Raw genomic sequence first — 24977 nt, forward strand, 5'->3', positions numbered from 1 at the left:
GTCCCGGACGAGCGAAGCGAAGATCCGGGACCCATACCGCGTGATCTATCAGTTGCGATCGGTAGAAGTACCGAACAGCGAGCCTTCGCCAAACTCCTCCCTGTGGTTATGGGTCCCGGATCTGCGCGCGCTTGAGGCGCGCTTGTCCGGGACGACAGCGGGGATTTTGCACGACCTCCGGCAACACTATATCAAAGCGTCACAGCGAGTTTTTTGGACAGATCATGACCTCCACCGACGTCACCACCATGTTCGAGCGGATCGGCGGCAGTGCCACGATCGACGCCCTTGTCGACCGCTTCTACGACCGCATGGACACGCTGCCGGAGGCGCAAGTGATCCGCGCCATGCATGCGGACGACCTCGGCCTGATCAGGGACGTGCTGAAGCGCTATCTCACCGAGTGGACCGGCGGCCCGCGGCTTTACTCCGTCGAGAAGGGCCATCCGCGGCTGCGCCAGCGGCACATCGGCTTTGCCATCGGCGATGCCGAGCGCAATGCGTGGATGCTGTGCATACGCGGCGCGATGGAGGAGACGATCGCCGACCTCGCTGCGGGTCAGGACCTCGACAAGGCGATATCAGGCCTCGCCGACTGGATGCGTAACCGGCCGTGACGCTGCTTACCGGAGCGTAGCCCATACTTCCGACGCGGCTAGATCGACCAGTAGTTCGGATGCTGGTAGGGCCGCGAGCGGTCGCCCCAATCGAACTCCTCACCATCGACTTCGCAAGGACCGCTGCTCAATTGCTCCGGCGTCAGTTCGACCTGGAAGGCCTGACGTCCCGGATCATATTTGAGCGCGCTCCATTGCACGGGGTAATGGTGATGTGTCCCGAGCGGCCTGCCGGTCTTGATCACGGCGTAAGCGACCGTTCCACTGACCTTGTCGAGCATCAATCGCTCGATCGTGCCGAGCTTCGTGCCGTCGCCACCATAGACGGCGACGTGCTCGACGCGATCACTGGGAACCATGGTGTGTTGCATGGCGTGCTCCCTGGTGTTGTGTGGAGCGCATTATAGCACAGACGGCGGACTGTAGGGTGGGTTAGCGTCAGCGTAACCCACCTCTTTAGGTCTCGGGGCGCGAGAAGTGGTGGGTTACGCCAAGCGACTGCGCTTCGCGCAGCCGCCAAGGCTAACCCACCCTACGCTTACAGCAGCTGCGAACGCACGGACTCCGCGCCTTCCCGCAACAGCGGCAGGAAACGGCCGATCAATTCCTGCGCCGGCACCCGATCGACATGGGCGCCCATGTTGATGGCGGCGACGATGACATCGTCGTAGCGGCACACGGGGACCGAGATCGAGCGGAAATGCGGCTCGGCCTCGCGGTCGACCAGCGAATAGCCTTGCGCGCGATCAGCCGCAATACGCGCAAGCAGCGCCTTGGGATCGGTCACCGTCTGCGGCGTCAGCGCCTCGCGTTGCATCGCCTTCAGGCGGGCAACAAGATCGGCATCGTCGAACTGACCGAGCATGGCGCGGCCGACCGAGGTGCAGAAGGAAGGCAGACGGTAACCGATCTCCAATCCGCCCGAGAACATGCGCGCCGGACTGCTGCGTGCGACGAACACGACGTTGTCACCATCAAGCACCGCGAGCGACGATATTTCGTTTGCCGCCGTCGCGACCCGATCGAGCACCGGCTGCAGCACCGTGACGAGCTGGTTGGATCGCAGATAGGACGCTGCGAGCGTCAGCACATGCGGCGTCAGCGAAAATAGTTTTCCATCGCCAGAGACAAAACCGCCGCGCTGGAGCGTGAACAGCATGCGCCGTGCGGTGGCGCGCGGCAGCTCGGCGGCGCGGGCGAGATCGCTCAAGGTCATCGGGCCTGCCGTGGTGCCGAAGCATTGCAGCAGGCGCAGGCCACGATCGAGGCTCTCGACGAAATCCGTCGCACGCTCGTCGCTCTCGCTTCGCTTCAGCTTGGGCATGCTCGGGACAATCCTGCAAAATAGTGCTTGCTGCTGGTTCAAGGCATGTCATAATTCGCCCATTCGTTCAATAGGCGAACAAACGCCACTCCACAAAGGGATGTCCTCGCCATGATGAGCCAGGAGCAGAACGACCTGATCACCCGCACCGGTCCGAAGGACCCCTGCGGAAAGCTGATGCGGAGCTACTGGCAGCCGGCGGCCCTGGTGGATGAACTCGAAGGCGATCGTCCCATCCGCCCCGTCAAACTGCTCGGCGAGAATCTGGTGCTGTTTCGCGACGAAGCTGGCCGCTACGGCCTGATCGACCGTCACTGCGCCCATCGCGGCGCCGACCTCGCCTTCGGACGGCTCGAGCACGGCGGCCTGCGCTGCGCCTTCCACGGCTGGCTGTTCGACGCCACCGGCCAGTGCATCGAGACGCCGGCCGAGCCGAAGGACTCGAAACTCTGCCAGAACATCAGGCAGCGCTCTTATCCTGTGGTCGAGAAGAGCGGCATCCTCTGGGCCTATCTCGGCGAGGGCGCCCCGCCCGCATTCCCGGAGATCGACTGCTTCGTCGCGCCCGGCACCCACACCTTTGCGTTCAAGGGCCACATGGCCTGCAACTGGCTGCAGGCGCTGGAGGTCGGCATCGATCCCGCGCACGCCTCTTATCTGCACCGCTTCTTCGAGGATGAGGACACCTCGACCGCCTACGGCAAGCAGTTCCGCGGCGCCTCCGCCGGCTCCGACCTGCCGATGACGAAGATATTGCGCGAGTACGACCGCCCGATCATCAATGTCGAGCATACCGAATACGGCCTGCGGCTGATCGCGCTGCGCGAGATCGACGAGGAGCGCACCCATGTGCGCGTCACCAATCAGCTCTTCCCCCACGGCTTCGTCATCCCCATGAGCACGGAGATGACGATCACGCAGTGGCACGTCCCGGTCGACGACGAGAACTGCTACTGGTACGCGATCTTCACCAGCTATTCGAACCCGGTCGACAAGCAGAAGATGCGCGACCAGCGGCTCGAGCTCTATGAGCTGCCGGACTACAAATCGCGCAAGAACCGAGCTAACGATTACGGCTTCGATCCGCACGAGCAGCAGACCGCGACTTATACCGGCATGGGCAACGACATCAACGTCCACGACCAGTGGGCGGTGGAGTCGATGGGCGCGATCCAGGACCGCACCCAGGAGCATCTCGGATCGAGCGACAAGGCGATCGTGCAGTATCGCCGCCTGCTGCGGCAGGAGATCGAGAAGGTCGCAGGCGGCGAGAAGCCGATGCTGCACCTCGACGAGAGCAACGCACGTTCGATCCAGGGACCGGCGACCATGGACGGCATCGGGCCGACCCGGGGCTGGGAGACCTACTGGATGGAGGTCGACGTCAAGCGCCGCCGCGGCGCGCCGTGGACCGCACCTGTGCCGAAGGAGATCGCGGACAATGTGCACCGGTTGACGGCGGCGGAGTGAGGATGCCAATCGCCGCCGGCGGGTCGCGACGGCGGCCCCACGTTCTCCACTGTCATGCCCCGCGCAGGCGGGGCATCCAGTACGCCGCGGCCTCTCGTGGACCGTCTCTGGAATACTGGATCGTCCGCCTTCGCGGACGATGACAGTGTGCCCCATACTCTCATCGAGCGAGAAGGAGCAACCAAAGTGACTTTCGTCGCGCATCATGCGCTGTGGTCGGATGAGCAGAGGGACGCCGCGTCGCGCATGCGGCGCATCGTCGAGGAGAAGAACCTCGAGGTCATCCGCCTCGCCTTCCCCGACCAGCACGGCATCCTGCGCGGCAAGACCCTCATCGCCTCCGAGGCGATCGCCTCGCTGGAGAGCGGCTGCTCCATCACCACCACCATGCTGGCCAAGGACACCTCGCACCGCACGGTGTTTCCGGTGTTCACCGCGGGCGGCGGCTTCGGCATGAAGGAGATGGAGGGCGCGGCCGACGTGCTGATGGTGCCTGATACCACCACGTTTCGCGTCTTGCCGTGGGCGCCGGCCACGGGCTGGGTGCTGTGCGACCTCTATTTTGGCGACGGCCGCCCGGTGCCGTTCGCGACGCGCTCGCTGTATCGCAAGGTGCTCGACCAGCTCGCGAGCCGCGGCCACGATTTCGTCGCCGGGCTCGAGGTCGAATTCCACATCTTCAAGCTCGACGACCCGCATATGCGCCCCGAGGACGCCGGCCAGCCGGGCACGCCGCCGTCGGTGAGCCTGCTCAGCCACGGCTATCAATATCTCACCGAGCAACGCTTCGATCAGATGGAGCCGGTGCTGGAGATCTTGCGCCGCGACATCATCGCGCTCGGCTTGCCCTTGCGCTCGGTCGAGGTCGAGTTCGGGCCGAGTCAGTGCGAGTTCACCTTCGCGCCGAAGAAGGGCCTGGAGCCCGCCGACAACATGGTGCTGTTTCGGAGCGCCGTGAAGCAGATCGCGCGCCGCCACGGCTATCACGCCACCTTCATGTGCCGGCCGAAACTGCCGAATGTGTTCGCGAGCGGCTGGCACCTGCACCAGTCGATCGTGTCGCGCGCGAGCGGCGAAAACACCTTCATGGCCAAGGACGGCAGTGAGCCGCTCAGCGCGTTTGGCCGGGCTTACCTTGGCGGCCTGCTCGACCACGCCCGCGCCTCGACCGTGTTCACCACGCCGACCATCAACGGCTACAAGCGCTACCGCTCCTATTCGCTGGCACCCGACCGCGCGATCTGGGGCCGCGACAATCGCGGCGTGATGATCCGCGTGCTCGGCAGCGCCAATGATGCCGCAACGCGCCTGGAGAACCGCATCGGCGAGCCCGCCGCCAATCCCTATCTCTACATGGCCTCGCAGATCCTCTCGGGCCTCGACGGCGTCGACCGCAAGCTCGATCCCGGCCCCTCCGCCGACACGCCCTACGAGACCAAGGCGCCGCTGCTGCCGAAGAGCTTGCGCGATGCGGTCAGCGCCTTGAAGGACGATCCCTTCTTCCGCGACAAGCTCGGGCCTGAGTTCGTCGACTACTACACCCACATCAAGAACGCCGAGATCGACCGCTTCCTGTCCGAAGTGACCGACTGGGAGCACCGCGAATATTTCGAGGTGTTTTGACGCCCTGCCCTGGGGATTCCTCAAGAGAGTAACGGCTCACGGCCGTGTGAAGCGGCTTCGTCGCGCCGGTTCCGACGACATCGCACCGCTGCCGGACGAAGCCATTTTCCATCCCCGCGAAAACCCACGGAAAGACTCCTGCGCTAGGATTCCTGCATGTGATCAACAGTGGAGTTCGATCATGTGGGACCAATTATTCAGCCTGATCTACCGCCTGTCGTGCCGGGCAACCTTGATCAACATCGGTCGGCACCATCTGGCGCGCTGAAACTCAATGGATGCGCGATAGGTAAGACGGATTGACCAGATTAGGAGCGTTTCCATGCGCAAGCTGATCCTGATCGCAACGGTGTCTCTGCTCACAAGCCAGGCCTATGCGGGTGGGTCGCGGAGCCTCAGTCTCGCAGCGAGCAATTCAAGCCAGCAGGCGAGCGAACAGCCCGCCACGGCGGCAACGGTCTCGCCGCAAACCACCCAGGCGCCGTCGCAGCCGGCAAACGTCCAGACCACCGCACCAAACTCAGCAACGGCACCGGCGGCCACGACGGCACCAGCCACGAAGGCATCAGCCACGCCATCACCGCCGCCGGCAAGCTCGGCCGGAACGACCAAGCCGAAGCGGCGTCAGCTGTCCACCGACGCCCAAATCGTCCGCGCGCTGCATCGCCACGGGATCTATTGGTAAGATCGGCAGCCAGCTCCGGTCTTCGCCATCGCCATACTCACCAACGGTAGCCGAGCGTTGCGATGACGGTCAGCGGTGCGCCGCGGTAGCAATATCCGACCTGGCACGTCGTGTAGTGCAGATTGAACAGGTTCTTGGCATTGACCTGAAACTGAAGGCCCTTCAGCTCCTTCGCCGCCTGGCCGAAATCATATTTCAGCGCAGCATCGACCAGGGTCACCGAGCTGTTCTTGAACGTGTTCAGATCGTCGCCATAGCTCCAGGACATGTAACGCGCGCCGCCACCGATGCTCAGTCCTGCAAACGGGCCTGACAGCGGCAGGGCATAGTTGCCCCACAGCGTCGCGGTGTGCGGAGGATTGCCCGACGGAAACTTGCCGATCTGCGCGCTGTCGCCGGCCTGCCTGGTGACCATATCGAGATAGGTATAGGACGAGGTGATGTCGAAACCGCCGCCGAGGCTCGCGAGCGCCTGCAATTCGAAGCCGCGGCTTTGAATCTCGCCGCGCTGGACCGTCACGCCGGTCCCGGTCGTGACCAGGCCGCCGCTCTGGGTCAGATCGAACACCGCAGCAGTAATGAAGCTCCTCGTCCCCGGCGGCTGATACTTGACGCCGATCTCGGTCTGCTTGCCGGTGGTGGGCTTGAAGAAGGCGCCCGTGGGATCGACGCCGAGATTGGGAAAGAACGAGGTTGAATAGGCAACGTAAGGCGCAACCCCGGAATCGAATACATAGGTCAGCCCGGCTCGCCCGCTATAGGCCTGATCGGACTGCTGCTGCCGGGTCAGTGCGAACTGATCCTCGCCCGTGGTGCGAACCCAATCGCTGCGGCCGCTCAGCGTCAGGATCCAGTGGTCGAGCTTGGCCTGGTCCTGGATATACACGCCGGATTGAGTCTGCCGCTGCTGCGTCGAGGACGAGATCGCCGGATCGGGAATGGATTCCGGCGCGTAGACCGGCGCGGCCAGATTGAGAGGGGAAACCCCGAAGCCGAATCCCTGCTTGTCGTTGAATTTCGATGCCGTGTAGTCGGTGCCGACCAGGAGCGTGTGCTGCACCGGGCCGGTCGAGAGTTTCGCCTCGACCTGGTTGTCCATGATGGCCGATTGCAGCGTGTCGTGGACGTAGCCGGTATAGCGCGAGACGACATTGCCGACGGGAGCGCCGAGAAAGCCGACATAGCGCGTGACCGCATCGACGTCGACATAGCGGAATTTCTGGCGAACGGTCACGGCGTTGTTGAACGCGTGCTCGAACAGATAGCCGACGCGTCCCTGCTCCTGGTCGAGCGAATTGTAGGACGGGCTGCCGGTGGAGATGTCCGTGGTGGTGCCGGTCCCCGAGGAATAGGTGAACATGGACCCCGGCGTCTTCGATTTCTGGTAGGCGCCGAGAATGGTGAGGGTGGTCGATTGGTCCGGCCTCCAGGTGACGGCGGGAGCGACATAGACACGATTGTCCTTGCCGCCGGGCACGAACACGTCGGCGTCGCGCACGACGCCGGTCAGCCGATAGGAAAATTGACCGTTGGGATCGACCGGCCCCGAGAGATCGAAATTGCCCTGCACGCGCTCGCGGTCGCCGAACAGCGTCTGCACCTCGTGGAACGGCTGGCTGGTCGGCAGCTTGCTCTGCAGGTCTATCAATCCGCCGGGCGAACCGAGGCCGTAGAGGGCCGAGCTCGGCCCGCGCACCACGGTGATGCTGTCGGCGCCATAAGGCTCGGTCTTGAACACGCTGAGACCGGCCCCGACGAGGCGCAGGCCGTCGAGATAGACACCGTTATAGGTGATGTCGAAGCCGCGGATCGAGATGGCGTCGAAGCGCGGATCGTAGCCGGAGGCATCGATGCGGACGCCCGGTTCATAGCCGACCGCCTCCGTCAGCGTCTGCACGGCGCGATCGTTGAGCTCCTTGCGTGTCACGACCGAGATCGACTGCGGCGTCTCGAGTAATGGCGTGCTCGTCCTGGTGCCCGCCGAGCTGCTGCTTGCGACATAGCTGTTCTCGCTCGACGCGTTGGCGCGGCCGCTTCCTGCCTCGCGCGTATCCGCGTTTCTGGCTTGTCCGGACCCGGCATTGCGCGGGATCGCGACGCGGCCGCGCTGCGATTGCGAGGCGCGCTGGGCAGATTGGGCACGCGGACGCGCCTGGCTCGGTGCCTCCACCGTGACCGGAGGCAATGTGCCCGCCGTCGAAGGCGAATTGGTTCCGGAGACCTGCGCCGCCGAGGGCGTCGCGTGCAGGACCACTCCCAAGCCGGCCGCGCCCAGACCAGTTCTCACCATCCGTTCCCAGCCGGGCGTCTGCCCGTCGTTGCGCCGCATCGCCGTCCCCGAGTTCCGTGTTCAACAACCCGGGTGTAACCAGATCAAAGCGGCCGCCGCCTTTGCGCGCGCGCAAATCGCCTTTGATCACACGTGGAGGCTTTCGAGTTTACTGATAGCTGTTCGGCGAATGGCCGAAACGCCTGCGGAAAGCCGTCGCGAAATTTGCCGGATGGGCATAGCCGACCCGATAGGCCGCTTCGGTGACGGACAAGCGCTGATGAATCAAGAAGGCCCGTGCGGCATCGAGCCGCTGAGCCCTGAGATAGTCGATCGCGCTCTGGCCATATGCCATCCGGAATTTCTGGTTGAAGGACCTGCGGCTCAGCCCAGCGTTCCGCGCCAGCTCGTCGATGCTCCAGGGATAGGCGAGATCGGCATCCATCCGCTGCTTGACCGATTGCAACCGGGTCCATTGGAGATCGGTGGCGGAATCGGCCGCAATCCGGCCGCGTTCGCCGAACAAGGCGTGGACCATGATCTCGGCGGCATGCGCCGACAGCAACAACTGCGCCGCGTTTCCGGCGACCGGCGGCGAGAACATTTCTGCCGCGACAGCCTGTATGCGCGCAGACGCCCTCAGAGAGACGATCGCTGCGCCCGCGACGTCGTTCGCAAACAGCGCCCGAAACTCGTCGCCGAGTCCGAGTCCATCGATCGAGGTCTGGGGAAACGCCAGGCCGATCGCGGGACGCTCGCCGAAGTGAGCGGCGCGTTCCGTCGCGCCGCTCTCGCGCACGGCAATTGCCGTCATCTGCCGTTCGCCGCCAGTTGCTCGCGTCAGAATGCCGCGGCCTGCGCCACCATCGAGGGCCACCGAGATGAACAGGCCCGGCGCTGCGATCGCGGTGCCGTCGGCGCCGGCTCGGAACTCGCCTTTGACAAACACGCAGCCCGGAAAATCCAGCCATTGCGCTGTCGAAGCGCCGGGCTGTGCGGAACCGATATCGTCCTGAGGCCGTCCGACAATTTGATCGTAGAAGTCCCGCATCGAATCCGCTTACGCCGCGGCTTCTTTGACCGCTGGCGGCGGCGCGCTCAAGAGCGCTGCGCGCGGTTTGGAGGGATTCGAAACTGGATTCGCTCGAAGAGAGTCCGCGCATTGCGCGCGGTCGGCAGGAACGCGCTTCAGATGCCCAGATATTTGTGCTGGAGATCCGGTTCCGCCAACAGCTGATCGGAAGTACCGCTCCACATCGTCTTGCCGCGCTCGATGATGAAGTGGCGGTCGCAGATACGGGCGAGGTGGTCGACGTTCTTGTCGACGACCAGGATCGACTGCCCGCGGCTCTTGAGCAGCGACAGGCAGTTCCAGATTTCTTCGCGGATCAGCGGCGCGAGGCCTTCGGTCGCTTCGTCCAGGATCAGGAGCTTTGGATTGGTCATCAGCGCACGGCCGATCGCGAGCATCTGCTGCTCGCCGCCGGAGAGCTGGTTGCCCATGTTGGCGGCACGCTCGGCAAGGCGCGGAAACATCACGTAGATCGCGGCCAGCGTCCAGGGATTGGGGCTGCTGAAGCGGTCGGCGGCGGCCGCGACCAGGTTTTCGCGCACGGTGAGGTTCGGGAAGATCTGGCGCCCCTCGGGGACCAGGCCGACACCGAGCTTTGCGATCCTGTAGGAGGGAAGCTGCCTGACCTCGGCGCCCGCGAAACGAATGCTGCCTGATCGCGCCGGCGTCAGGCCCATGATGGAACGGATGGTCGTGGTCTTGCCCATGCCGTTGCGGCCCATCAGCGAGACCATCTCGCCCGGCTTGATCGACAGCGACAGGCCGAACAGCACCTGGGAGAGGCCGTAGCAGGTCTCGATGCCGTCGACCTCGAGCAGCGTGTCAGCCATGATGCGTCACCACGTGCTGGTCACCGAGATAGGCGCGCTTGACGTCCTCGTTGGCACGGATCGCGGCCGGATCGCCCGAGGCAATGACGCGGCCATAGACCAGCACCGTGATGCGGTCGGCAAGCGCGAACACCGCCGGCATGTCGTGCTCGACCAGCACGATCGAGACTTCCTTCCGCAGTTCCTGGAGCAGCTTCACCATGCCCTGGGATTCGGTGACGCCGAGACCGGCCATGGGCTCGTCGAGCAGCAGCAGCTTCGGCTTGCTGGCGAGCGCGACCGCGAGCTCGATCTGGCGCCGCTCGCCATGGCTGAGTTTCGACACCAGGACATCGGCGCGATGCAACAGGCCGACGCGATCGAGCGCGGCGTGGGCGGTATCGCGCAGACCCTTCTCCTTGCGGGCATCGGCGAAGAAGCGGAACGAGGTGCCGGCATGGGCCTGCGCCGCCAGCGCGACATTGTCGGCGGCGGTGAAGTCGAGCAGCAGCGAGGTGATCTGGAACGAACGCGCGAGGCCCAGCGCGCAGCGGCGATAGGCGGGCAGATAGGTGATGTCGCGGCCGCCCAACGAGACGCTGCCGGAATGCGGTTCGAGATGCCCGGTGAGCTGGCTGATCAGCGTGGTCTTGCCGGCGCCGTTCGGGCCGATGATGGCGTGCAGTTCGCCGCTAGCGACGTCGAGCGAGACGTTATCCGTCGCAACGATGCCGCCGAAGCGGCGCACCAGCTTTTCGACACGAAGCAGGGGTTCAGCCACGGCCGGCCCTCCCCAGCATGCCCATGATGCCGCCGCGCCCGAACAGCACGATCAGCAGCAGCAGCGGTCCCATGATCAGCGCCCAATATTCGGTGATCTGCGACAGAAATTCCTCCAGCAGCAGGAACACCACCGCGCCCATGATCGGGCCGAACAGCGTGCCCATGCCGCCGAGAATCACCATCACCATGAGGTCGCCTGAGCGGGTCCAGTACATCACGGCCGGACTGACGAAATCGGTGTTGTTGGCGAGCAGCGCACCGGCGAGGCCGCACATGGTGCCCGATATGACGAAGCAGACGAGCTTGTAGCGCTTTGCCGGGAAGCCGATCGCCTGCATGCGCTGCTCGTTGGAGCGCAGGCCCTGCAGGACGAGGCCGAAGCGCGAATTGACGATGCGCCAGATCAGGAAGATGACGCCGAGGAGGCAGGCGAGGCAGAGATAATAGAACTGCGTGCGGTTCGACAGGTTGACCAGCCCGGAGAAGTCGCTGCGCTTGTAGACGGTGAGGCCGTCATCGCCGCCGTAGCGCGCCAGCCCCGAGGCGACGTAATAGGCCATCTGCGCGAAGGCGAGCGTGATCATGATGAAATAGACGCCGCGGGTGCGCAAGCTGAGCGCGCCGATCACGAGCGCATAGAGCGCGGACGCCGCGAGCGCGACCGGAAACTGGATGAAGCCGCTGCCGACGCCTTCCTGCGCCAGCATGCCGACGGCATAGCCGCCGATGCCGAGATAGGCGGCGTGGCCAAAGCTCATCATGCCGCCAAAACCCATGATGAGGTTGAGGCTGGCGGCCGCCAGCGCCAGGATGATGATGCGGGTGAACAGCGTCAGGATGAAGATGTTGCCGGAGAGCTGCGAATAGAGCGGCAGCAGCACGAGGCCCGCCAGCATCAGGGCCGTGACGGCCTTGCTCACAGTGAAAGACTTCATCGACGGTTGGCCGGAAACAGCCCCTCCGGCCGAACCACCAGCACGATCGCCATGAGGAGATAGATCAGCATGGAGGACAGCGCGGGCGCGGCGGTGGAGGCAGCGGCGCCGCTCAGCACCTGCCGCAGCAGATTGGGCAGGAAGGCGCGGCCGAGCGTGTCGATCATGCCGACGAAGATCGCGGCGAGGAACGCGCCGCGGATCGAGCCGATGCCGCCGATCACGATGATGACGAAAGCGAGGATCAGGATGTTCTCGCCCATGCCGATCTGCACGGTGAGGATCGGCGCCTGCATCAGGCCGGCCAGGCCCGCGAGCGCGGCACCCAGGCCGAACACCAGCGTGTAGAGCAGCTTGATGTTGATGCCGAGCGCCCCGATCATCTCGCGGTTGGAGGCGCCGGCGCGGATCAGCATGCCGATACGGGTGCGCATCACGCCGAGATACAGCAGCAGCGCCACCAGCAGCGCCACCACGATGATGGCGAGCCGATAGGCGGGATAGTGAATGCCGGGCAGGATCGGCACCGGCACGGTGAGCCAGGCCGGCAGCGGCAGCGCAAGGCCGGCCGGGCCCCAGATCAGCCGCACCGCTTCGTTGAAGAACAGGATCAGGCCGAAGGTCGCCAGCACATGGTCGAGATGGTCGCGGCCGTAAAGATGCCGCAGCGCGCTCATCTCCAGCACGATGCCGAGCACCAGCGTGGCCCCCAGCGCCATCAGCGCCCCGAGCAGGAAGCTGCCGGTCCACGCCGCAAAGGTCGCGGCGAAATAGGCGCCCATCATGTAGAGCGAGCCGTGCGCGAGGTTGACGAGATCCATGATCCCGAACACCAGCGTCAGGCCGGCGGCGAGCAGGAACAGCAGCAGGCCGAACTGCAATCCATTCAGGAACTGTTCGACGACGAGCAGCATCAAGACTCTTTCAGGCGCACGCGGTGTCGCGCCGATGTTCGAACACGGTCGCCATCAGTGAAAGAGCTCCCCCTGCCTGTTCAAGGCGGAAAAATGGGTAATGGCAGTATCGTTCCGAGGCAAGAGCGATTCGACACCAAACATGCACTTTGTTGCATGCCGATGCATGCGGTCAAAATGATCCTGCAAGAAGGCTGCCGCGCCGGCTGGGGCAACCTGCCGCACCCAAACGATGACCCTCTCGCCGGTGGGCCGGCGAGAGGGTGCGACTTCGTCGGAATGCAAGGAAGGATTGCGTCTAGTGCGACGTCATCTGCTGGGGAAGGTCATCCGGTTCGGCGAGCACGCTGTTGGCCGTCGAGGCCTCCAGCGCCGCCATCCGGAACAGATAGGCGAGCGTCGCCAATCCGGTGTCTTCCGCCATCTGCGCCAGCTCGAGCGCCATGTCCGACATGTAGCCGAGATTCTCGTCCCTGGTCTGCGCCATGATCTGGCTGTCCCGCATCATGTCCGACATCTCAGGCACTCTTTCGTTGTGCGGCAGCAGCGCCGCAGAGGTTGGCACGGGCGACGGCGTCCAGACGCGGGCCGTCCTGGCACACGACATCCTTCATCCCGATACGTTCGCGCACGACATCGAGCGATTCCTGGCGGACCTCGATGGACGCCGCCATGGTCCAGGAGTTCTCGATCAATGCCGGCAATCCCAGCGGTGTCACGACGAAGCCGATGTCATGGAAGCGGGGCAACCACCAAGTCTCCATGACGAGACAGAGACGCTCGATCCCCTGATCCAGACAGAACTCCTGCGCCGCCGCCATCAATTGCAGATTGAACGCGCCGTCGCGGCGCTCGCGCGAAACGAAGAAGCGCGACCACTCCCAGACCAGCGGGTCCGAGGGGCAACCGCGCACCGCGGCGAGATGCGGGAAGATCTCACTCATCATCGTCGGCTTGGTGGTCGGATACAGGCGGGAGCCGCCGAGCACCCGGCGGTTTTCGAGAGCCAGCAGGTAGATCGCGTCCTCATTGTCGTAAGTGTCGATCTCGCGGCCATCGGGCTTGCGCAGCGCCTCCCATTTGCGCTCCTCGACGAAAATCTCGTGGCGCACCCTGAAATGTTGCTCAAGAACATCCTCGTAGAGGTGCCGGTTAACGGCAGAAATCACATGAATCATTTACTCCCCCATTGTTCGAAATAATGGGGGAATCCTCACGGAAAACGGCGAAACCGACTATTGGGAAATTTCCCAGTAGGCGCGGATTTCAGGGAATGATGATTCTGTGGCGGATCGCGATCGCGACCGCATGCGTCCGGTTGACGGCACCAAGCTTGCGCGCAGCGGTTGCAAGATGCTCTTCGGCCGTGCGCTGCGTGATGTGCAGGATCTCGCCGATTTCCCAGGCCGACTTGCCCTGCGAGGCCCAGGCGAGCACCTCGCGCTCGCGCGGGGTAAGGCGCATCGATGGATGCGGCGCCGGATCGAGCAGACGGCGAATGTGGTCAAACCCGTACATCCCGATCAGGTGCAGCGCCGGCTTACTGCGCGCATTGAGATCGAGATGAACGCCACCGAGCGAGACGCCGGCCTCGTAGCCAGTCAAGCCGTGGATCGGCACGACGAAGCCGCGCGACATGCGGAAATCGGCAGCGCGCCGCATCACCTCCACCGCGCCCGGCTCCAGCTCCGGATCATACGGCGCCTCGGACCACTCGAAAGGATTCACCGTCTGCCGGCATTTGCGGATCACGGGATCGACACGGTCGTAGCTCTTTTGGGTGTAGAGGCTGAACCACTCGGCCGGCCACTTCTTGGCGAGCACCATCTGGGAAAAGCGCTGATCGGGATTCGGCAATCCTGTTACGATGATATGCTCGAAGCCGTACCGGCCGAACGCGGTTGCAAGCGCGTCCATGGCGTCCGGAACCTTGGTATAGGCTCCAAGCCCCTCAATGAAGTCGAGCGCTTCGCGGCCATAATCGACGGCGGACATCGGTGCGTTTCCTGACCCACACGGCCCTCGTATAGCACGTATTCGGCGACTGCCTCAATTCGCTGCGGCCGTAGTTTCCCGGTGCTCATCCGCCCTGAAGATTTAAACTACTTGTGGCAGAATTGACGTCACGATACACCTGAGGCGACCGAAGCGGGAAAACCACGATGGAAGACGAGGACATCGCCCTCAACAGCGTGCTCGGCCTGGAATTGAACCGCGTGTTTTTCGCCGTCCGCGAAACGGCAAACAAGCAGAAGATCATCGAGTTCGCGCGCGAGGTGCTGCAAGGCGAGCGCGAGGACCTGGCTGAGAGCGCATTGCCGGGAGGGCCGGCGAGCTAGAACGCTGCTGCGCTGGACGACGCCGGCGAGACAGGTCGCGCAACGATGCAGCCCTTTCATCCGAACGCGCGGATTCTAGTCGAAACCGTCTGACAGCGAAGTTCAGCTCCCTTCTCGTGAAGAAGGTTGATGAAGCCGGCTCTCGCGCCCCGGACGCAGCGCAGCCTCTCTTCGACGATGCGCCGCAGAGCCAGGGCCCATCCATCCGCAACAAATCCTCCGGCTTCCTGGGTCCCGGCTCTGCGCCGAAGCGCTAGACGCGTTGCAGCGCGTCCGGGACACGAGAGCGGCTTGCCGCTTCCGTCCACATCGTCACCCACTTGCCGCTGGATGCCATCACGGCTCTCGTGAGATGATCGCCGCCACGATCCTCTTTCGGGTGCCAAGAGCATGATGACGCTGCGCCAGGTTGAAGTGATCCGTGCCGTGATGGTGACGGGGACCATCGGCGGCGCGGCGAAGCTGCTCAACGTCTCGGCGCCGGGCATCAGCCGCCTCGTCAAGTACACCGAGCGCTCGCTCGGCATCCGCTTCTTCCAGCGCCAGAACGGGCGTTACTTCCCGACGCCGGAAGCCGAGAGCATCTTCGAGCAGATCAACGGCGTCTACAAGAAGGTCGACGATCTCTCCGAGATCATCTCCAAGATCGGCCGCGGCGGCCTGTCGGAGCTGCGGATCGGCTCGGTGCCGAGCATCTCGCAGGTGATGGTGCCGCGCGCGATCGAGCGCGTCCGGCGCCGCTATCCCGATCTCGGCATCGATATCAACATCCTCAAGCTCGAGGAGGCCATCGACTATCTCCTGCTCGGCCGCGGCGAGTGCGTGGCGATGAGCTACCGGCTGGAGCATTCCGGGCTCGACTTCATGCCGCTGGCCTCGGGCGAGCTGTACTGCATCGTGCCGCCGGGGCACGAGCTCGCCGGCCGCAAGCAGGTCTCGGCCGCCGAGATCACCCGCTATCCGCTGATCGGCATCGATCCCAACGATCCCTACGGGCGGATCATGGCCGAGATCTTTGCGCGCAACCGTCTCGCCTACGACATCACCATCCGCGCGCGGTTCGGCACCACGGTCTGCGCGCTGGTGAAGGCGGGCCTCGGCATCGCCATCATCGACCAGTTCACGGTGGCCCATGGCGGCTATCCCGGGATCGAGCTTCTGAAGATCACCGAGCCGACGCGGTTCGATACCTACATCGCGGTCAAGCGCGGCGCGCCGCTGTCGCTCCATGCCGAGTATTTCATCGAGCAGCTGCGTACCGAGATGCGCGCGGTCGAGCCGTCGCGCGGCAACGGCAAGGCCGGCGGCGCGCGCGGACGGAAGAAATAACATCATGTTAGGTTTGCCGGATAAAAGGGTAATTGTGTTAGCCGGGGGAAAGGCTATCGTCGCATCAGGAACTGCCCTTGGACTTGCGGGGATTTCCCCGCTAATGGCCGGGACCGAACGTTCCCTTTGAGACGATAGCGAACCATGTCCAAGCGCGGATACGCCGCCAGCAAGAAGCTCCTCACCGGCCTGATCGGCGCGCCGATCGCGCATTCCGCGTCCCCCGCCATGCATGAGCGCGCGGCCGAAGCGCTCGGACTGCGCGGCCACTACCAGCTGATCGAGGTCGCCGGCGCCGATGCGGCGGGGCTTCGCATGATGCTCGAGGGCGTGCGTCGGCTCGGCTTTGCCGGCGTCAATGTCACCTACCCCTACAAGGAAGCTGTGGTTCCGCTGCTCGACGAGCTGGCGCCGGGTGCAGCCAGCATGGGCGCGGTCAATACCGTCGTCGTCAAAGACGGCCGCCTGACCGGCCACAACACCGACACCACGGGCTTTGCGCGCGCGGTGGCGCCGCTGCTGGCGCCCGCGGGGAACGCCGTTGCGGTGATCGGCGCCGGCGGCGTCGGCAAGGCGATCGCGTTTGCGCTGGCGAGCCTGAAAGTTTCCGACATCCGCATTTTCGACAGCGAGCCGGCGCGCGCAGCGACGCTCGTCTCCCTGCTTGCACCGCGGGGTGGCGCGAGGATCGCCGCGAGCGTCGAGGATGCGCTGCGCGGCGCAACCGGTCTCGTCAACGGCACGCCGGTCGGCATGCTGCCGGACCGCGGCATGCCGGTTGCGGCCGCGCTGCTGCATGAGAAATTGTGGGTGGCGGATGCCGTCTACTCGCCGTTGATCACGCCGCTGCTGGCGGCGGCACAAGCCAAGGGCGCGCGGATCATGACCGGGCGGGAGCTCGCGATCTATCAGGCGGCCGACGCTTTTGAACTGTTCACGGGCCTTGCCCCATCGACCGAGGTCATGGGAGAGGCATTCGACGAGGTGATGGCGGCACGAAGCTCGGCCTATCACGCAGCGTAAACCGAAGCGGCCGACACAAGGCCGCGAATAACATCAGAGGAAATGGGAGGAGAAACCATGAAATCGACCATCCTGGCAGGCGCTCTGCTTGCCTTCGCGACTGCAACCAGCGTCCACGCCCAGGCGATCAAGCTCGCCGACGTCGCCGAGCTCTCGGGCGGCGGCGCCACCGTCGGCACCAACTGGAAGAACGGCATCGACCTCGCCATCGAGGAGATCAACGCCAAGGGCGGCGTGCTCGGCCGCAAGCTGGAAGTGACCCATGCCGACTCGCAATCCAACCCCGGCGTCGCCCGCGCCCAGGTGCAGAAGGCGCTCGACGCCGAGCCCTACGTGCTGCTCGGGCCCGGCTATTCCGGCTCGGTGAAGGTCACAGCGCCGCTCGCGGCCGAAGCCGGCATCGCGCAGATCATGGGCGGCGAAGCCGCCGAGCTGACGCAGGCTGGCAACAAATTCCTGTTCCGCACCTCGTTCGGCCAGCAATCCTCGATGCCGAAGGTCGCAAAATACATCCACGACGACATGAAGGCGAAGACGGTCGCGGTGGTCTGGGTCAACAATGACTTCGGCCGCGGCGGTCGCGACGTCGTGGTGAAGGAGCTTGACCGGCTCGGCTCCAAGGTGGTCGCCGATCTCTCGACCGAGGCGGGCCAGGCCGATTTCGCCGCCGACGTCGGCAAGATCAAGGCCGCCAATCCGGATGCCGTGTTCGTCTACCTGAACGAGGAAGAGAGCGCACGCATCCTGAAGGAGCTGAAGCGCCAGGGCGTCACCGCGCCGCTGATGGGCGAGACCACGCTGATCGGCCAGAAGGTGATCGAGCTCGCCGGCGACGCCGCCAACGGCGCGCGCGGCCATGTCGGCCTCACCACCGACGCGCCGGTCGATTTGATCAAGGCGTTCCGCGAGAAGTTCTCCAAGAAGTACAATTACGTGCCCGACCATAACGGCCTGAAAGGCTATCTCGCCGTCTACATGGTGAAGGCCACCACCGAGAAGATGGGCAAGGTCGACCCGAAGAAGTTCGCCGACACGCTGCATGGCCTCACCATCAAGGCCGCGGACGAGCCGGGCATCCTGATGGACGTCACCTTCAGCGACACCGGCGACATCGACCGCCAGAGTTTTCTGGTCGAAGTGGTCGAAGGCAAGCAGGTCGTGAAGCAGGTGCTGCCCAAGGTGAAGTGAAGGTTTCTTCGCCTCTCCCCGCACTTGTCCCGCCGAAGCTTTAGCGAAGGCGGATGCGGGGAGAGATCTCTCGCTCCCTCACCCCGCTCTTCGCGGGGAAAGGGTGGGGTGCGGGGGTGGTTCTGCGAAGACGGTGAGAGATGAGCTTGCGGAAAGAGCCCCTCACCATAGCCGATGCCCTGCATCGGCTTTCTTTAGAACGGCGGCCACAGGCCGCCTATGCCTCTCCCCGTAAGAACGGGGCGAGGGACACGAGGGGAGAAAATGTCCAACCTATTCGATCTACTGGTCGCAGGGCTCGCCACCGGCGCGATCTACGCGCTGGTCGCGGTCGGCTTCACGCTGCTGTGGCAGACCTCGCAAACCATCAATTTCGCGCAAGGCGAGTTCGTGATGCTGCCGGCGTTCCTGATGCTGGCGGCGATGCATGCCGGCGCGCCGTTCTGGCTCGCGATCATCCTCGGCATCCTGCTCTCGATGATCCTGCTCGGACTCGGCTTCAAGCTGCTGCTGGTCGACCCGATGATGCGCCACGGCGTGCTGCCGCTCGCGATTGCCACCATGGCGTTGGCGATCGGTCTCAAGGAAGCCGTCAAGCAGTTCTTCAGTGCGGAGGCATCGCCCTTCCCGTCGATCGTGCCGACCGGTGACATCTCCATCCTCGGCCATTCCGTGTCGCTGCAAAGCATCGGCGTGCTCGTCGTCGCCATCGTTGCCGTGTTCGGCTTGACCGCGCTTCTCAACCGCACCTCGCTCGGTCACCAGATGCAGGCGGCGGCGCAGAACCCGACGGTGGCCCGCATCATCGGCGTGCCCGTCGAGCGGATGATCCTGCTGACGTTCCTGATCAACGCCTTCCTGGTCGCGCTGGCCTCGCTTTTGATCACGCCGATTTATCTCGCAAAATTCTCCTCCGGCGAGGTGCTGGGCCAGGCGGCCTTCATCGCGGCGATCGTCGGCGGCTTCAACCAGGTGCGCGGCGCGATCGCCGGCGGCCTGCTGATCGGCGTGCTCGACAATCTCGCGGCCAGCTACGTCTCGACGCAATACCGCGCTGCAGTGCCGCTGATCTTCCTGATCGTCGTCATCCTGTTCCGGCCGCAAGGACTGCTCGGCCGCGCCGAGGAGCGCACGGTATGAGCAGCTTTGCCAAGCCCCTGAAGATCGCGCTCGGCCTGATCGTCATCGCCGGCCTGATCATCGTTCCCATGAACTTCAACCGCTACGGCCTGTTCATTCTGAGCCAATGGGCGGTGATGACCATCGCTGCGATGGGCCTCAACCTCACGCTCGGCTATGCCGGCCAGGTCTCGCTGGCGCAGGGCGCGTTCGTCGGCATCGGCGCCTATGCCGCCGCGATCATGACCACGCATGGCTGGCCTTTGCCGGCGGCGATCCTGGTCGCGATCGCGTTGAGCTTCGCGGTCGGCTGGGTGCTCGGCTACCCCGCGCTGCGCGTGCAGCACCACTACCTCGCCTTCGTCACCCTCGCCTTCTCCACCCTCGCCTTCCTGGTGTTCCGCAACGAGAGCTGGCTCACCGGCGGCATCTACGGCATCTCCAACATCCCGCGTCCGCACATCTTCGGTCTCGCGACCAACAAGCCGCTGCCTTTCTATTATGTCTGCCTCGGCGCGCTCGCGATCGTGTCGCTGGCGGTGTGGTGGCTGATCCGATCCCCCTGGGGCCGCGCCTTCATGGCGCTGCGCGAAAACCCGCTGCGCGCGCAGTCGCTCGGCATCGACACAAGGCGCTACACGCTGATGGCGTTCGCGATCGGCTCGGCGCTCGGCGGCGTCGCCGGCGCGCTCTATGCGCCGCTGACGCAATATATCGACCCCGTGCCGTTCAACCTGTCGCTCTCGCTCGACCTTCTGATGATGGTGATCGTCGGCGGCGCGGGCTTCTATCTCGGACCGTTCCTTGGCGCGATGATCGCGGTGCTGCTGCCGGAATGGCTGCGCTTCACCGAAGGCTATTACCTGATGCTCTACGCGGTGGCGGTGATGCTGCTGCTGATCTGGTCGCCGACCGGCATTTTGGGAATCCTCGACCGCTATCTCGCCGAGCGCCGCACCAAGGCGGCCTCCGCGCTGCGCGCCGTCGCAAAATCCCGCCTGGAGACGGCGCAATGAGTGCGGTCCTCGAAGTCACCGACATCAAGAAGAATTTTGGCGGTATCAGCGCCGTCGACGGCGTCTCCTTCGACGTCCGCGAGGGCGAGATCCTCGGCCTGATCGGTCCGAACGGCTGTGGCAAGTCCACGCTGTTCAACTGCATCCTCGGCCAGCTCACCCCGTCAGGCGGCGAGGTCAAGCTCGACGGCAAACTCGTCACGGGCCTGCGCCCCGCCGAGCTCAACAAGCTCGGGGTCAGCCGCACCTTCCAGCTGCTGCAGGTGTTTCCAAAGCTCTCGGTGCGCGAGAACCTGATCCTCGCGGGCCAGGAGCACCAGGGCAACATGGCCTCGCGCCTGGTCGGCCGCTCCGATGCCGGATTGACGGAGCCCGCCAACCAGATGATCGGCTTCTTCAAGCTCGATCATCTCGCCGACGAGCCGGCCGGCGGATTGTCCTATGGCCAGCAAAAGCTGCTCGACGCCGCCATGGCCTTCATGGGCGGCCCGCGCCTGGTGCTGCTCGACGAGCCCGCCGGCGGCGTCAACCCGTCGATGCTGGCCGATCTGAAGGACCGCCTGGTCGCGATCAACCGCGAGAAGAACGCCACCTTCGTCGTGATCGAGCACAACATGGAGTTCGTGATGTCGCTGTGCTCGCGCGTGATGGTGATGGCGGAAGGCAAGGTGCTGGCGATGGGGCGGCCCGACGAGGTCCGCAAGAACCCTGCCGTCATCGAAGCCTATCTCGGACATTGAGGAGCCGACCATGAGCGAGCCAATCCTCTCGGTTCACAACCTCGTCGGCGGCTACGGCAAGATGACGATCTTGAACGGCACGACGTTTGCCGTGCCGGAGGCCACGATCACGACGATCATCGGCCCGAACGGCGCCGGCAAGTCGACCGTGTTCAAGGCGATCTTCGGCCTGTTGAAGCTGCGCGATGGCAAGATCAGCTTTGCCGGCCGCGACGTCACCAATTTGAGCCAGCGCGCGCTGCTCAATGCCAGCATCTGCTACGTGCCGCAGGGCCGCAACATCTTTCCCGAGCTGTCGGTGCGCCACAATATCGAGCTCGGCGGCGTCGCCGCCGGCAAGGGCCTCGACCTGCCGACGCGAATCGAGGCCGCGCTTGACCTGTTCCCGGCGCTGCGGCGCAAGTCGACGCAACAGGCGTCCACGCTGTCCGGCGGCGAGCAGAAGCAGCTCGAGATCGCCCGCTCGCTGCTGCTCGAGCCGAAACTCGTGCTGATCGACGAGCCCTCGATCGGCCTGTCGCCGCTGATGGTGCAGCAGACCTTCGACATTCTCAAATCCTTGCGCGACCGCGGCGTCACCATCCTGATGATCGAGCAAAACGCGCGCTCGGCGCTGGAGATCTCCGACATCGGCATCGTGCTCGAGCTCGGCCAGACCCGCATGATCGACGACGCCAAGCGCATCCTGAACGATCCCCGCATCGGCCAGCTCTTTCTCGGGGGAGCCATGGAGGAGAGCGCGGCATGAGTGTGCGAATGCGCATCGCCGTCGCCGGCGCCGGCCTGATCGGCCGCCGCCATATCGAGTTGATCGAGGCCTCACCGGATTGCGAGCTCGCCGGCATCGCGGACCCCTCGCCTGCGGCGCGGGACTATGCGCAAGCCCACAACGTAGCCTGCTATGCCGACCATCGGGCGCTGCTGGCGCAGGAAAAGCCCGACGGCTTGATCATCGCCTCGCCCAACACACTGCACCTGCCGATGGCGCTCGATTGCGCCGAAGCGGGCGTGCCGGCGCTGATCGAGAAGCCGGTGACGGAGACGGTTGCCACCGCACAACGTCTGTGCGACGCCGTCAAACGAACCGGCGTGCCGATGCTGGTCGGGCATCACCGCCGGCACAATCCGGCCATCAAGGCTGCGCGTCAGACGGTGACGAGTGGCAAACTCGGCCAGCTCACCGCCGTGGTCGGGCTCTGGCTGCTGAAGAAGCCCGACGATTATTTCGAAGTGGCCTGGCGCCGCGAGCAAGGCGGCGGGCCGCTGCTGATCAACCTCATTCACGACATCGACAATCTCCGCTTCATCTGTGGCGAGATCAATGAGGTGCAGGCGCTGACCTCGAACAAGGCGCGCGGCTTCGCCGTCGAGGACACCGCGGCGCTGCTGCTGCGCTTTGCGAATGGTGCGCTGGGGACGGTGACCGTGTCGGATGCGACACCGGCGCCGTGGAGCTGGGAGCTCGCCTCCGGCGAGAACACCGCTTATCCCAAGCAGGATCAGCCCTGCTACATCCTCTCCGGCACGGAGGGATCGCTCTCCGTGCCGAATATGGAGCTGTGGTCCTATGCGCGAGAGCCCGGCTGGTACGCGCCGCTGTCGCGCGAGACCGTTGCGCCGACCGCTTTCGATCCGCTGGTCGAGCAGCTCCGTCATTTTTGCGCGGTCATCAGCGGCCGCGAGCCGCCGCTGATCCCGGCCGAGGACGCGATGGGAACGCTCGCCGTCGTCGAAGCCGTTAGCGAGGCCGCGCGCACGGGCCAAAAAGTCTCACCGGGGCGGATCATGGAGCAGGCAGCATGAACAAGCGCTCGATCGCAACGGTCTCCCTCTCAGGCGCGCTGGACGAGAAGCTCCGCGCCATCGCCGCCGCCGGCTTCGATGAGGTCGAGATTTTCGAGAACGATCTGCTGTCGTTCGGCGCCGGCCCGCGCGATATCGCAAAGCTCTGCGGCGATCTCAACCTGAAGATCTCAGCGTTCCAGCCGTTCCGCGATTTCGAGGGCATGCCCGAGCCGCAGCGTGCGCGCAATTTTGCCCGTGCGGAACGCAAGTTCGACTTGATGCAGGAACTTGGCACCGACCTGCTGCTGATCTGCTCCAACGTCTCACCCGCCTCGCTCGGCGGCATCGACCGCGCTGCGGACGATTTTCGCGAGCTTGGCGAGCGTGCCGCCAAGCGGGGCTTGCGCGTCGGCTACGAGGCGCTGGCCTGGGGCCGCCATGTCCACGACTATCGCGATGCCTGGGAGATCGTGCGCCGCGCCGATCATCCCGCGATCGGAATCATCCTCGACAGCTTTCACGCGCTGGCACCTGGCTTTCCGACCCGCGCGATGGCCTCGATTCCCGGCGACAAGATATTTCTGGTGCAGCTTGCCGATGCGCCGAAGCTCGAGCTCGACATCCTCTCCTGGAGCCGGCACTTCCGCTCCTTCCCCGGACAGGGCGATCTGCCGGTCGGTGAGTTCATGGCGGCGGTCGCGGCGACCGGCTATGCCGGACCACTGTCGCTGGAGATCTTCAACGACCAGTTCCGCGCCGGCTCTGCCGCGCAGACCGCGCTCGACGGCCTGCGCTCGCTGATCCTGTTGGAGGACCAGCTTGCGCCGGATTGGCCGAAATTCGCCGCCGAGCCGCTGGCGCCGAAGGCGAAGAGCCGCGGCACCGGGTTCATCGAGTTTGCCGTCAACGAGACCAAGGCCGGCGAGCTCGGCCACCTGTTTGCGCAACTCGGCTTCCGCAAGACCGGCGCGCATCGCAGCAAGGCTGTGGAGCGCTGGTCGCAGGGCAAGGTCGAGCTCGTCATCAACAGCGAGACCGACGGCTTTGCCCATTCGCACTACGTCACGCACGGCCCCGGCGTTTGCGCGATTGCGCTCGATGTCGACAATGCCGGCCTTGCCATGCAGCGCGCGGAGATGCTGAAGGCGCGCACCTTCTACCAGCCGGTCGGGCCGGGCGAATTGGAGATCCCCGCGATCCACGGCGTCGGCGGCAGCCTGCTGTATTTCCTCGACCAGGCCGGCAAGAACTGGGACACGGATTTCGAGCCTGTTGCGAGCGAGGCAAACGGCGACGCGCTGCTCGCCGTCGACCACATCGCACAGTCGATGCCCTATGACGAGATGCTGTCCTGGCTGCTGTTCTACACCGGCATCCTCGACCTGAAGCGGCTGCCGCAGATGGAGATCGCCGATCCCAGGGGGCTCGTGCAAAGCCAGGCCGTCGTCAATGCCGACCAGAGCCTGCGCTTCGTGCTCAACGGCTCCTCCGCCAACCGCACGCTGCCGGCGCGCTTTATCTCGGAGTTCTTCGGCTCAGGGGTGCAGCACGTCGCGTTTTCCTGCAAAGACATCTTCGCGACGGTCGCGGACATGCGCAAGCGAGGTGCGGATTTCCTGGATATCCCCGACAACTACTACGACGACATCGAAGCCAAATACGACCTTGCGCCCGAGCTGATGGCGCAGCTGCGTGCCAATCACATCCTCTACGACCGCGAGGGCGACGGCGAGTTCTTCCAGGTCTACACCCACATTTTCGACGAGCGGTTCTTCTTCGAAATCGTCGAGCGGAGGGATTATCAGGGGTTCGGTGCTGCCAATGCCGGCATCCGGCTGGCAGCACAGGCTCGCGAGGTGCGGCCGGCGAGCATGCCAAGGGTGTAGGCTCGCCTTGCCGTCATTGCGAGGAGCGACCTGACCCTCTCCCCGCAAGCG

25 protein-coding genes are annotated in these 24977 nt (G+C 64.7%); 14 read left to right on the forward strand and 11 right to left on the reverse strand.

Annotated features, from left to right (window positions below; translation table 11 throughout):
• The first annotated feature begins 224 nt into the window (after nucleotides 1-224).
• Nucleotides 225-617: a group II truncated hemoglobin gene (locus AABA86_RS04955; protein WP_338305946.1), complete on the forward strand. Its 393-nt coding sequence runs from the start codon at nucleotides 225-227 to the stop codon at nucleotides 615-617.
• 38 nt (nucleotides 618-655) lie between these two features.
• Here AABA86_RS04955 and AABA86_RS04960 read toward each other — a convergent pair whose 3' ends face one another.
• Nucleotides 656-988 carry a PRC-barrel domain-containing protein gene (locus AABA86_RS04960; protein ID WP_338305947.1) on the reverse strand — a complete coding sequence of 111 codons (333 nt, stop codon included), beginning with the start codon at nucleotides 986-988 and terminating at the stop codon, nucleotides 656-658.
• 167 nt (nucleotides 989-1155) lie between these two features.
• Nucleotides 1156-1941, reverse strand: coding sequence for an IclR family transcriptional regulator domain-containing protein (locus AABA86_RS04965; RefSeq protein ID WP_338305948.1), 786 nt, complete (start codon nucleotides 1939-1941; stop codon nucleotides 1156-1158).
• Nucleotides 1942-2052: 111 nt separating this feature from the next.
• Here AABA86_RS04965 and AABA86_RS04970 point away from each other — a divergent pair, with 111 nt between their 5' ends.
• From AABA86_RS04970 to AABA86_RS04980, 3 genes are all read left to right on the forward strand, one after another.
• The gene (locus AABA86_RS04970) at nucleotides 2053-3411 is read left to right on the forward strand and encodes an aromatic ring-hydroxylating dioxygenase subunit alpha (protein WP_338305949.1); all 1359 of its coding nucleotides are present in this window, start codon (nucleotides 2053-2055) and stop codon (nucleotides 3409-3411) included.
• 186 nt (nucleotides 3412-3597) lie between these two features.
• A complete protein-coding gene (locus AABA86_RS04975) occupies nucleotides 3598-5034 on the forward strand; it encodes a glutamine synthetase family protein (protein ID WP_338305950.1) in 1437 nt (478 codons plus the stop codon).
• Between the two features lie 322 nt (nucleotides 5035-5356).
• A complete protein-coding gene (locus AABA86_RS04980) occupies nucleotides 5357-5719 on the forward strand; it encodes a hypothetical protein (protein WP_338305951.1) in 363 nt (120 codons plus the stop codon).
• Between the two features lie 37 nt (nucleotides 5720-5756).
• Here AABA86_RS04980 and AABA86_RS04985 read toward each other — a convergent pair whose 3' ends face one another.
• From AABA86_RS04985 to AABA86_RS05025, 9 genes are all read right to left on the reverse strand, one after another.
• The gene (locus AABA86_RS04985; protein ID WP_338305952.1) at nucleotides 5757-8048 is read right to left on the reverse strand and encodes a TonB-dependent siderophore receptor; all 2292 of its coding nucleotides are present in this window, start codon (nucleotides 8046-8048) and stop codon (nucleotides 5757-5759) included.
• A gap of 109 nt (nucleotides 8049-8157) precedes the next feature.
• Nucleotides 8158-8937 (reverse strand): helix-turn-helix transcriptional regulator, encoded by a 780-nt coding sequence (locus tag AABA86_RS04990; RefSeq protein ID WP_338305953.1) that lies wholly within the window; start codon nucleotides 8935-8937, stop codon nucleotides 8158-8160.
• A 239-nt stretch (nucleotides 8938-9176) separates the two neighbouring features.
• Entirely contained in the window at nucleotides 9177-9890 is a 714-nt protein-coding gene (locus tag AABA86_RS04995; protein WP_212243960.1) for an ABC transporter ATP-binding protein, read from the reverse strand.
• Nucleotides 9883-10650 carry an ABC transporter ATP-binding protein gene (locus AABA86_RS05000; RefSeq protein ID WP_212243959.1) on the reverse strand — a complete coding sequence of 256 codons (768 nt, stop codon included), beginning with the start codon at nucleotides 10648-10650 and terminating at the stop codon, nucleotides 9883-9885. Before AABA86_RS05000 ends, AABA86_RS04995 begins: the two co-directional genes overlap by 8 nt.
• Nucleotides 10643-11587, reverse strand: coding sequence for a branched-chain amino acid ABC transporter permease (locus AABA86_RS05005; RefSeq protein WP_212243957.1), 945 nt, complete (start codon nucleotides 11585-11587; stop codon nucleotides 10643-10645). Before AABA86_RS05005 ends, AABA86_RS05000 begins: the two co-directional genes overlap by 8 nt.
• Nucleotides 11584-12501, reverse strand: coding sequence for a branched-chain amino acid ABC transporter permease (locus AABA86_RS05010; protein WP_028139755.1), 918 nt, complete (start codon nucleotides 12499-12501; stop codon nucleotides 11584-11586). Before AABA86_RS05010 ends, AABA86_RS05005 begins: the two co-directional genes overlap by 4 nt.
• A gap of 298 nt (nucleotides 12502-12799) precedes the next feature.
• Nucleotides 12800-13018 (reverse strand): hypothetical protein, encoded by a 219-nt coding sequence (locus tag AABA86_RS05015; protein WP_338305954.1) that lies wholly within the window; start codon nucleotides 13016-13018, stop codon nucleotides 12800-12802.
• Nucleotide 13019: 1 nt separating this feature from the next.
• Entirely contained in the window at nucleotides 13020-13679 is a 660-nt protein-coding gene (locus AABA86_RS05020) for an acyl-homoserine-lactone synthase (protein WP_212243953.1), read from the reverse strand.
• 88 nt (nucleotides 13680-13767) lie between these two features.
• A complete protein-coding gene (locus tag AABA86_RS05025) occupies nucleotides 13768-14496 on the reverse strand; it encodes a LuxR family transcriptional regulator (RefSeq protein ID WP_091965875.1) in 729 nt (242 codons plus the stop codon).
• 167 nt (nucleotides 14497-14663) lie between these two features.
• Here AABA86_RS05025 and AABA86_RS05030 point away from each other — a divergent pair, with 167 nt between their 5' ends.
• The 10 genes from AABA86_RS05030 to AABA86_RS05075 all read left to right on the forward strand — a co-directional run bounded on the left by AABA86_RS05030 (nucleotide 14664) and on the right by AABA86_RS05075 (nucleotide 24926).
• Nucleotides 14664-14840, forward strand: coding sequence for a hypothetical protein (locus tag AABA86_RS05030; RefSeq protein ID WP_338305955.1), 177 nt, complete (start codon nucleotides 14664-14666; stop codon nucleotides 14838-14840).
• A 390-nt stretch (nucleotides 14841-15230) separates the two neighbouring features.
• On the forward strand, nucleotides 15231-16169 hold the full coding sequence (locus tag AABA86_RS05035) for a LysR family transcriptional regulator (protein ID WP_212243950.1): 939 nt from the start codon (nucleotides 15231-15233) through the stop codon (nucleotides 16167-16169).
• Between the two features lie 144 nt (nucleotides 16170-16313).
• The gene (locus AABA86_RS05040) at nucleotides 16314-17192 is read left to right on the forward strand and encodes a shikimate dehydrogenase (RefSeq protein WP_212243948.1); all 879 of its coding nucleotides are present in this window, start codon (nucleotides 16314-16316) and stop codon (nucleotides 17190-17192) included.
• A 57-nt stretch (nucleotides 17193-17249) separates the two neighbouring features.
• Complete coding sequence (locus tag AABA86_RS05045) at nucleotides 17250-18380, forward strand: ABC transporter substrate-binding protein (RefSeq protein ID WP_212243946.1); 1131 nt, start codon at nucleotides 17250-17252, stop codon at nucleotides 18378-18380.
• A 264-nt stretch (nucleotides 18381-18644) separates the two neighbouring features.
• Complete coding sequence (locus AABA86_RS05050; RefSeq protein WP_338305956.1) at nucleotides 18645-19520, forward strand: branched-chain amino acid ABC transporter permease; 876 nt, start codon at nucleotides 18645-18647, stop codon at nucleotides 19518-19520.
• Nucleotides 19517-20515 carry a branched-chain amino acid ABC transporter permease gene (locus AABA86_RS05055; RefSeq protein ID WP_338305957.1) on the forward strand — a complete coding sequence of 333 codons (999 nt, stop codon included), beginning with the start codon at nucleotides 19517-19519 and terminating at the stop codon, nucleotides 20513-20515. Before AABA86_RS05050 ends, AABA86_RS05055 begins: the two co-directional genes overlap by 4 nt.
• Nucleotides 20512-21255 carry an ABC transporter ATP-binding protein gene (locus tag AABA86_RS05060; RefSeq protein WP_338305959.1) on the forward strand — a complete coding sequence of 248 codons (744 nt, stop codon included), beginning with the start codon at nucleotides 20512-20514 and terminating at the stop codon, nucleotides 21253-21255. Before AABA86_RS05055 ends, AABA86_RS05060 begins: the two co-directional genes overlap by 4 nt.
• A gap of 10 nt (nucleotides 21256-21265) precedes the next feature.
• Nucleotides 21266-22003, forward strand: coding sequence for an ABC transporter ATP-binding protein (locus tag AABA86_RS05065; protein WP_338305960.1), 738 nt, complete (start codon nucleotides 21266-21268; stop codon nucleotides 22001-22003).
• Nucleotides 22000-23058: a Gfo/Idh/MocA family protein gene (locus AABA86_RS05070; RefSeq protein WP_338305962.1), complete on the forward strand. Its 1059-nt coding sequence runs from the start codon at nucleotides 22000-22002 to the stop codon at nucleotides 23056-23058. The genes AABA86_RS05065 and AABA86_RS05070 overlap by 4 nt, the downstream gene beginning before the upstream one ends.
• A complete protein-coding gene (locus tag AABA86_RS05075) occupies nucleotides 23055-24926 on the forward strand; it encodes a bifunctional sugar phosphate isomerase/epimerase/4-hydroxyphenylpyruvate dioxygenase family protein (RefSeq protein ID WP_212243938.1) in 1872 nt (623 codons plus the stop codon). The genes AABA86_RS05070 and AABA86_RS05075 overlap by 4 nt, the downstream gene beginning before the upstream one ends.
• The last annotated feature ends 51 nt before the right edge of the window (nucleotides 24927-24977 follow it).

The sequence above is a fragment of the Bradyrhizobium sp. TM233 genome, from assembly GCF_036247965.1.
Taxonomy (GTDB): Bacteria; Pseudomonadota; Alphaproteobacteria; order Rhizobiales; family Xanthobacteraceae; genus Bradyrhizobium; species Bradyrhizobium ottawaense.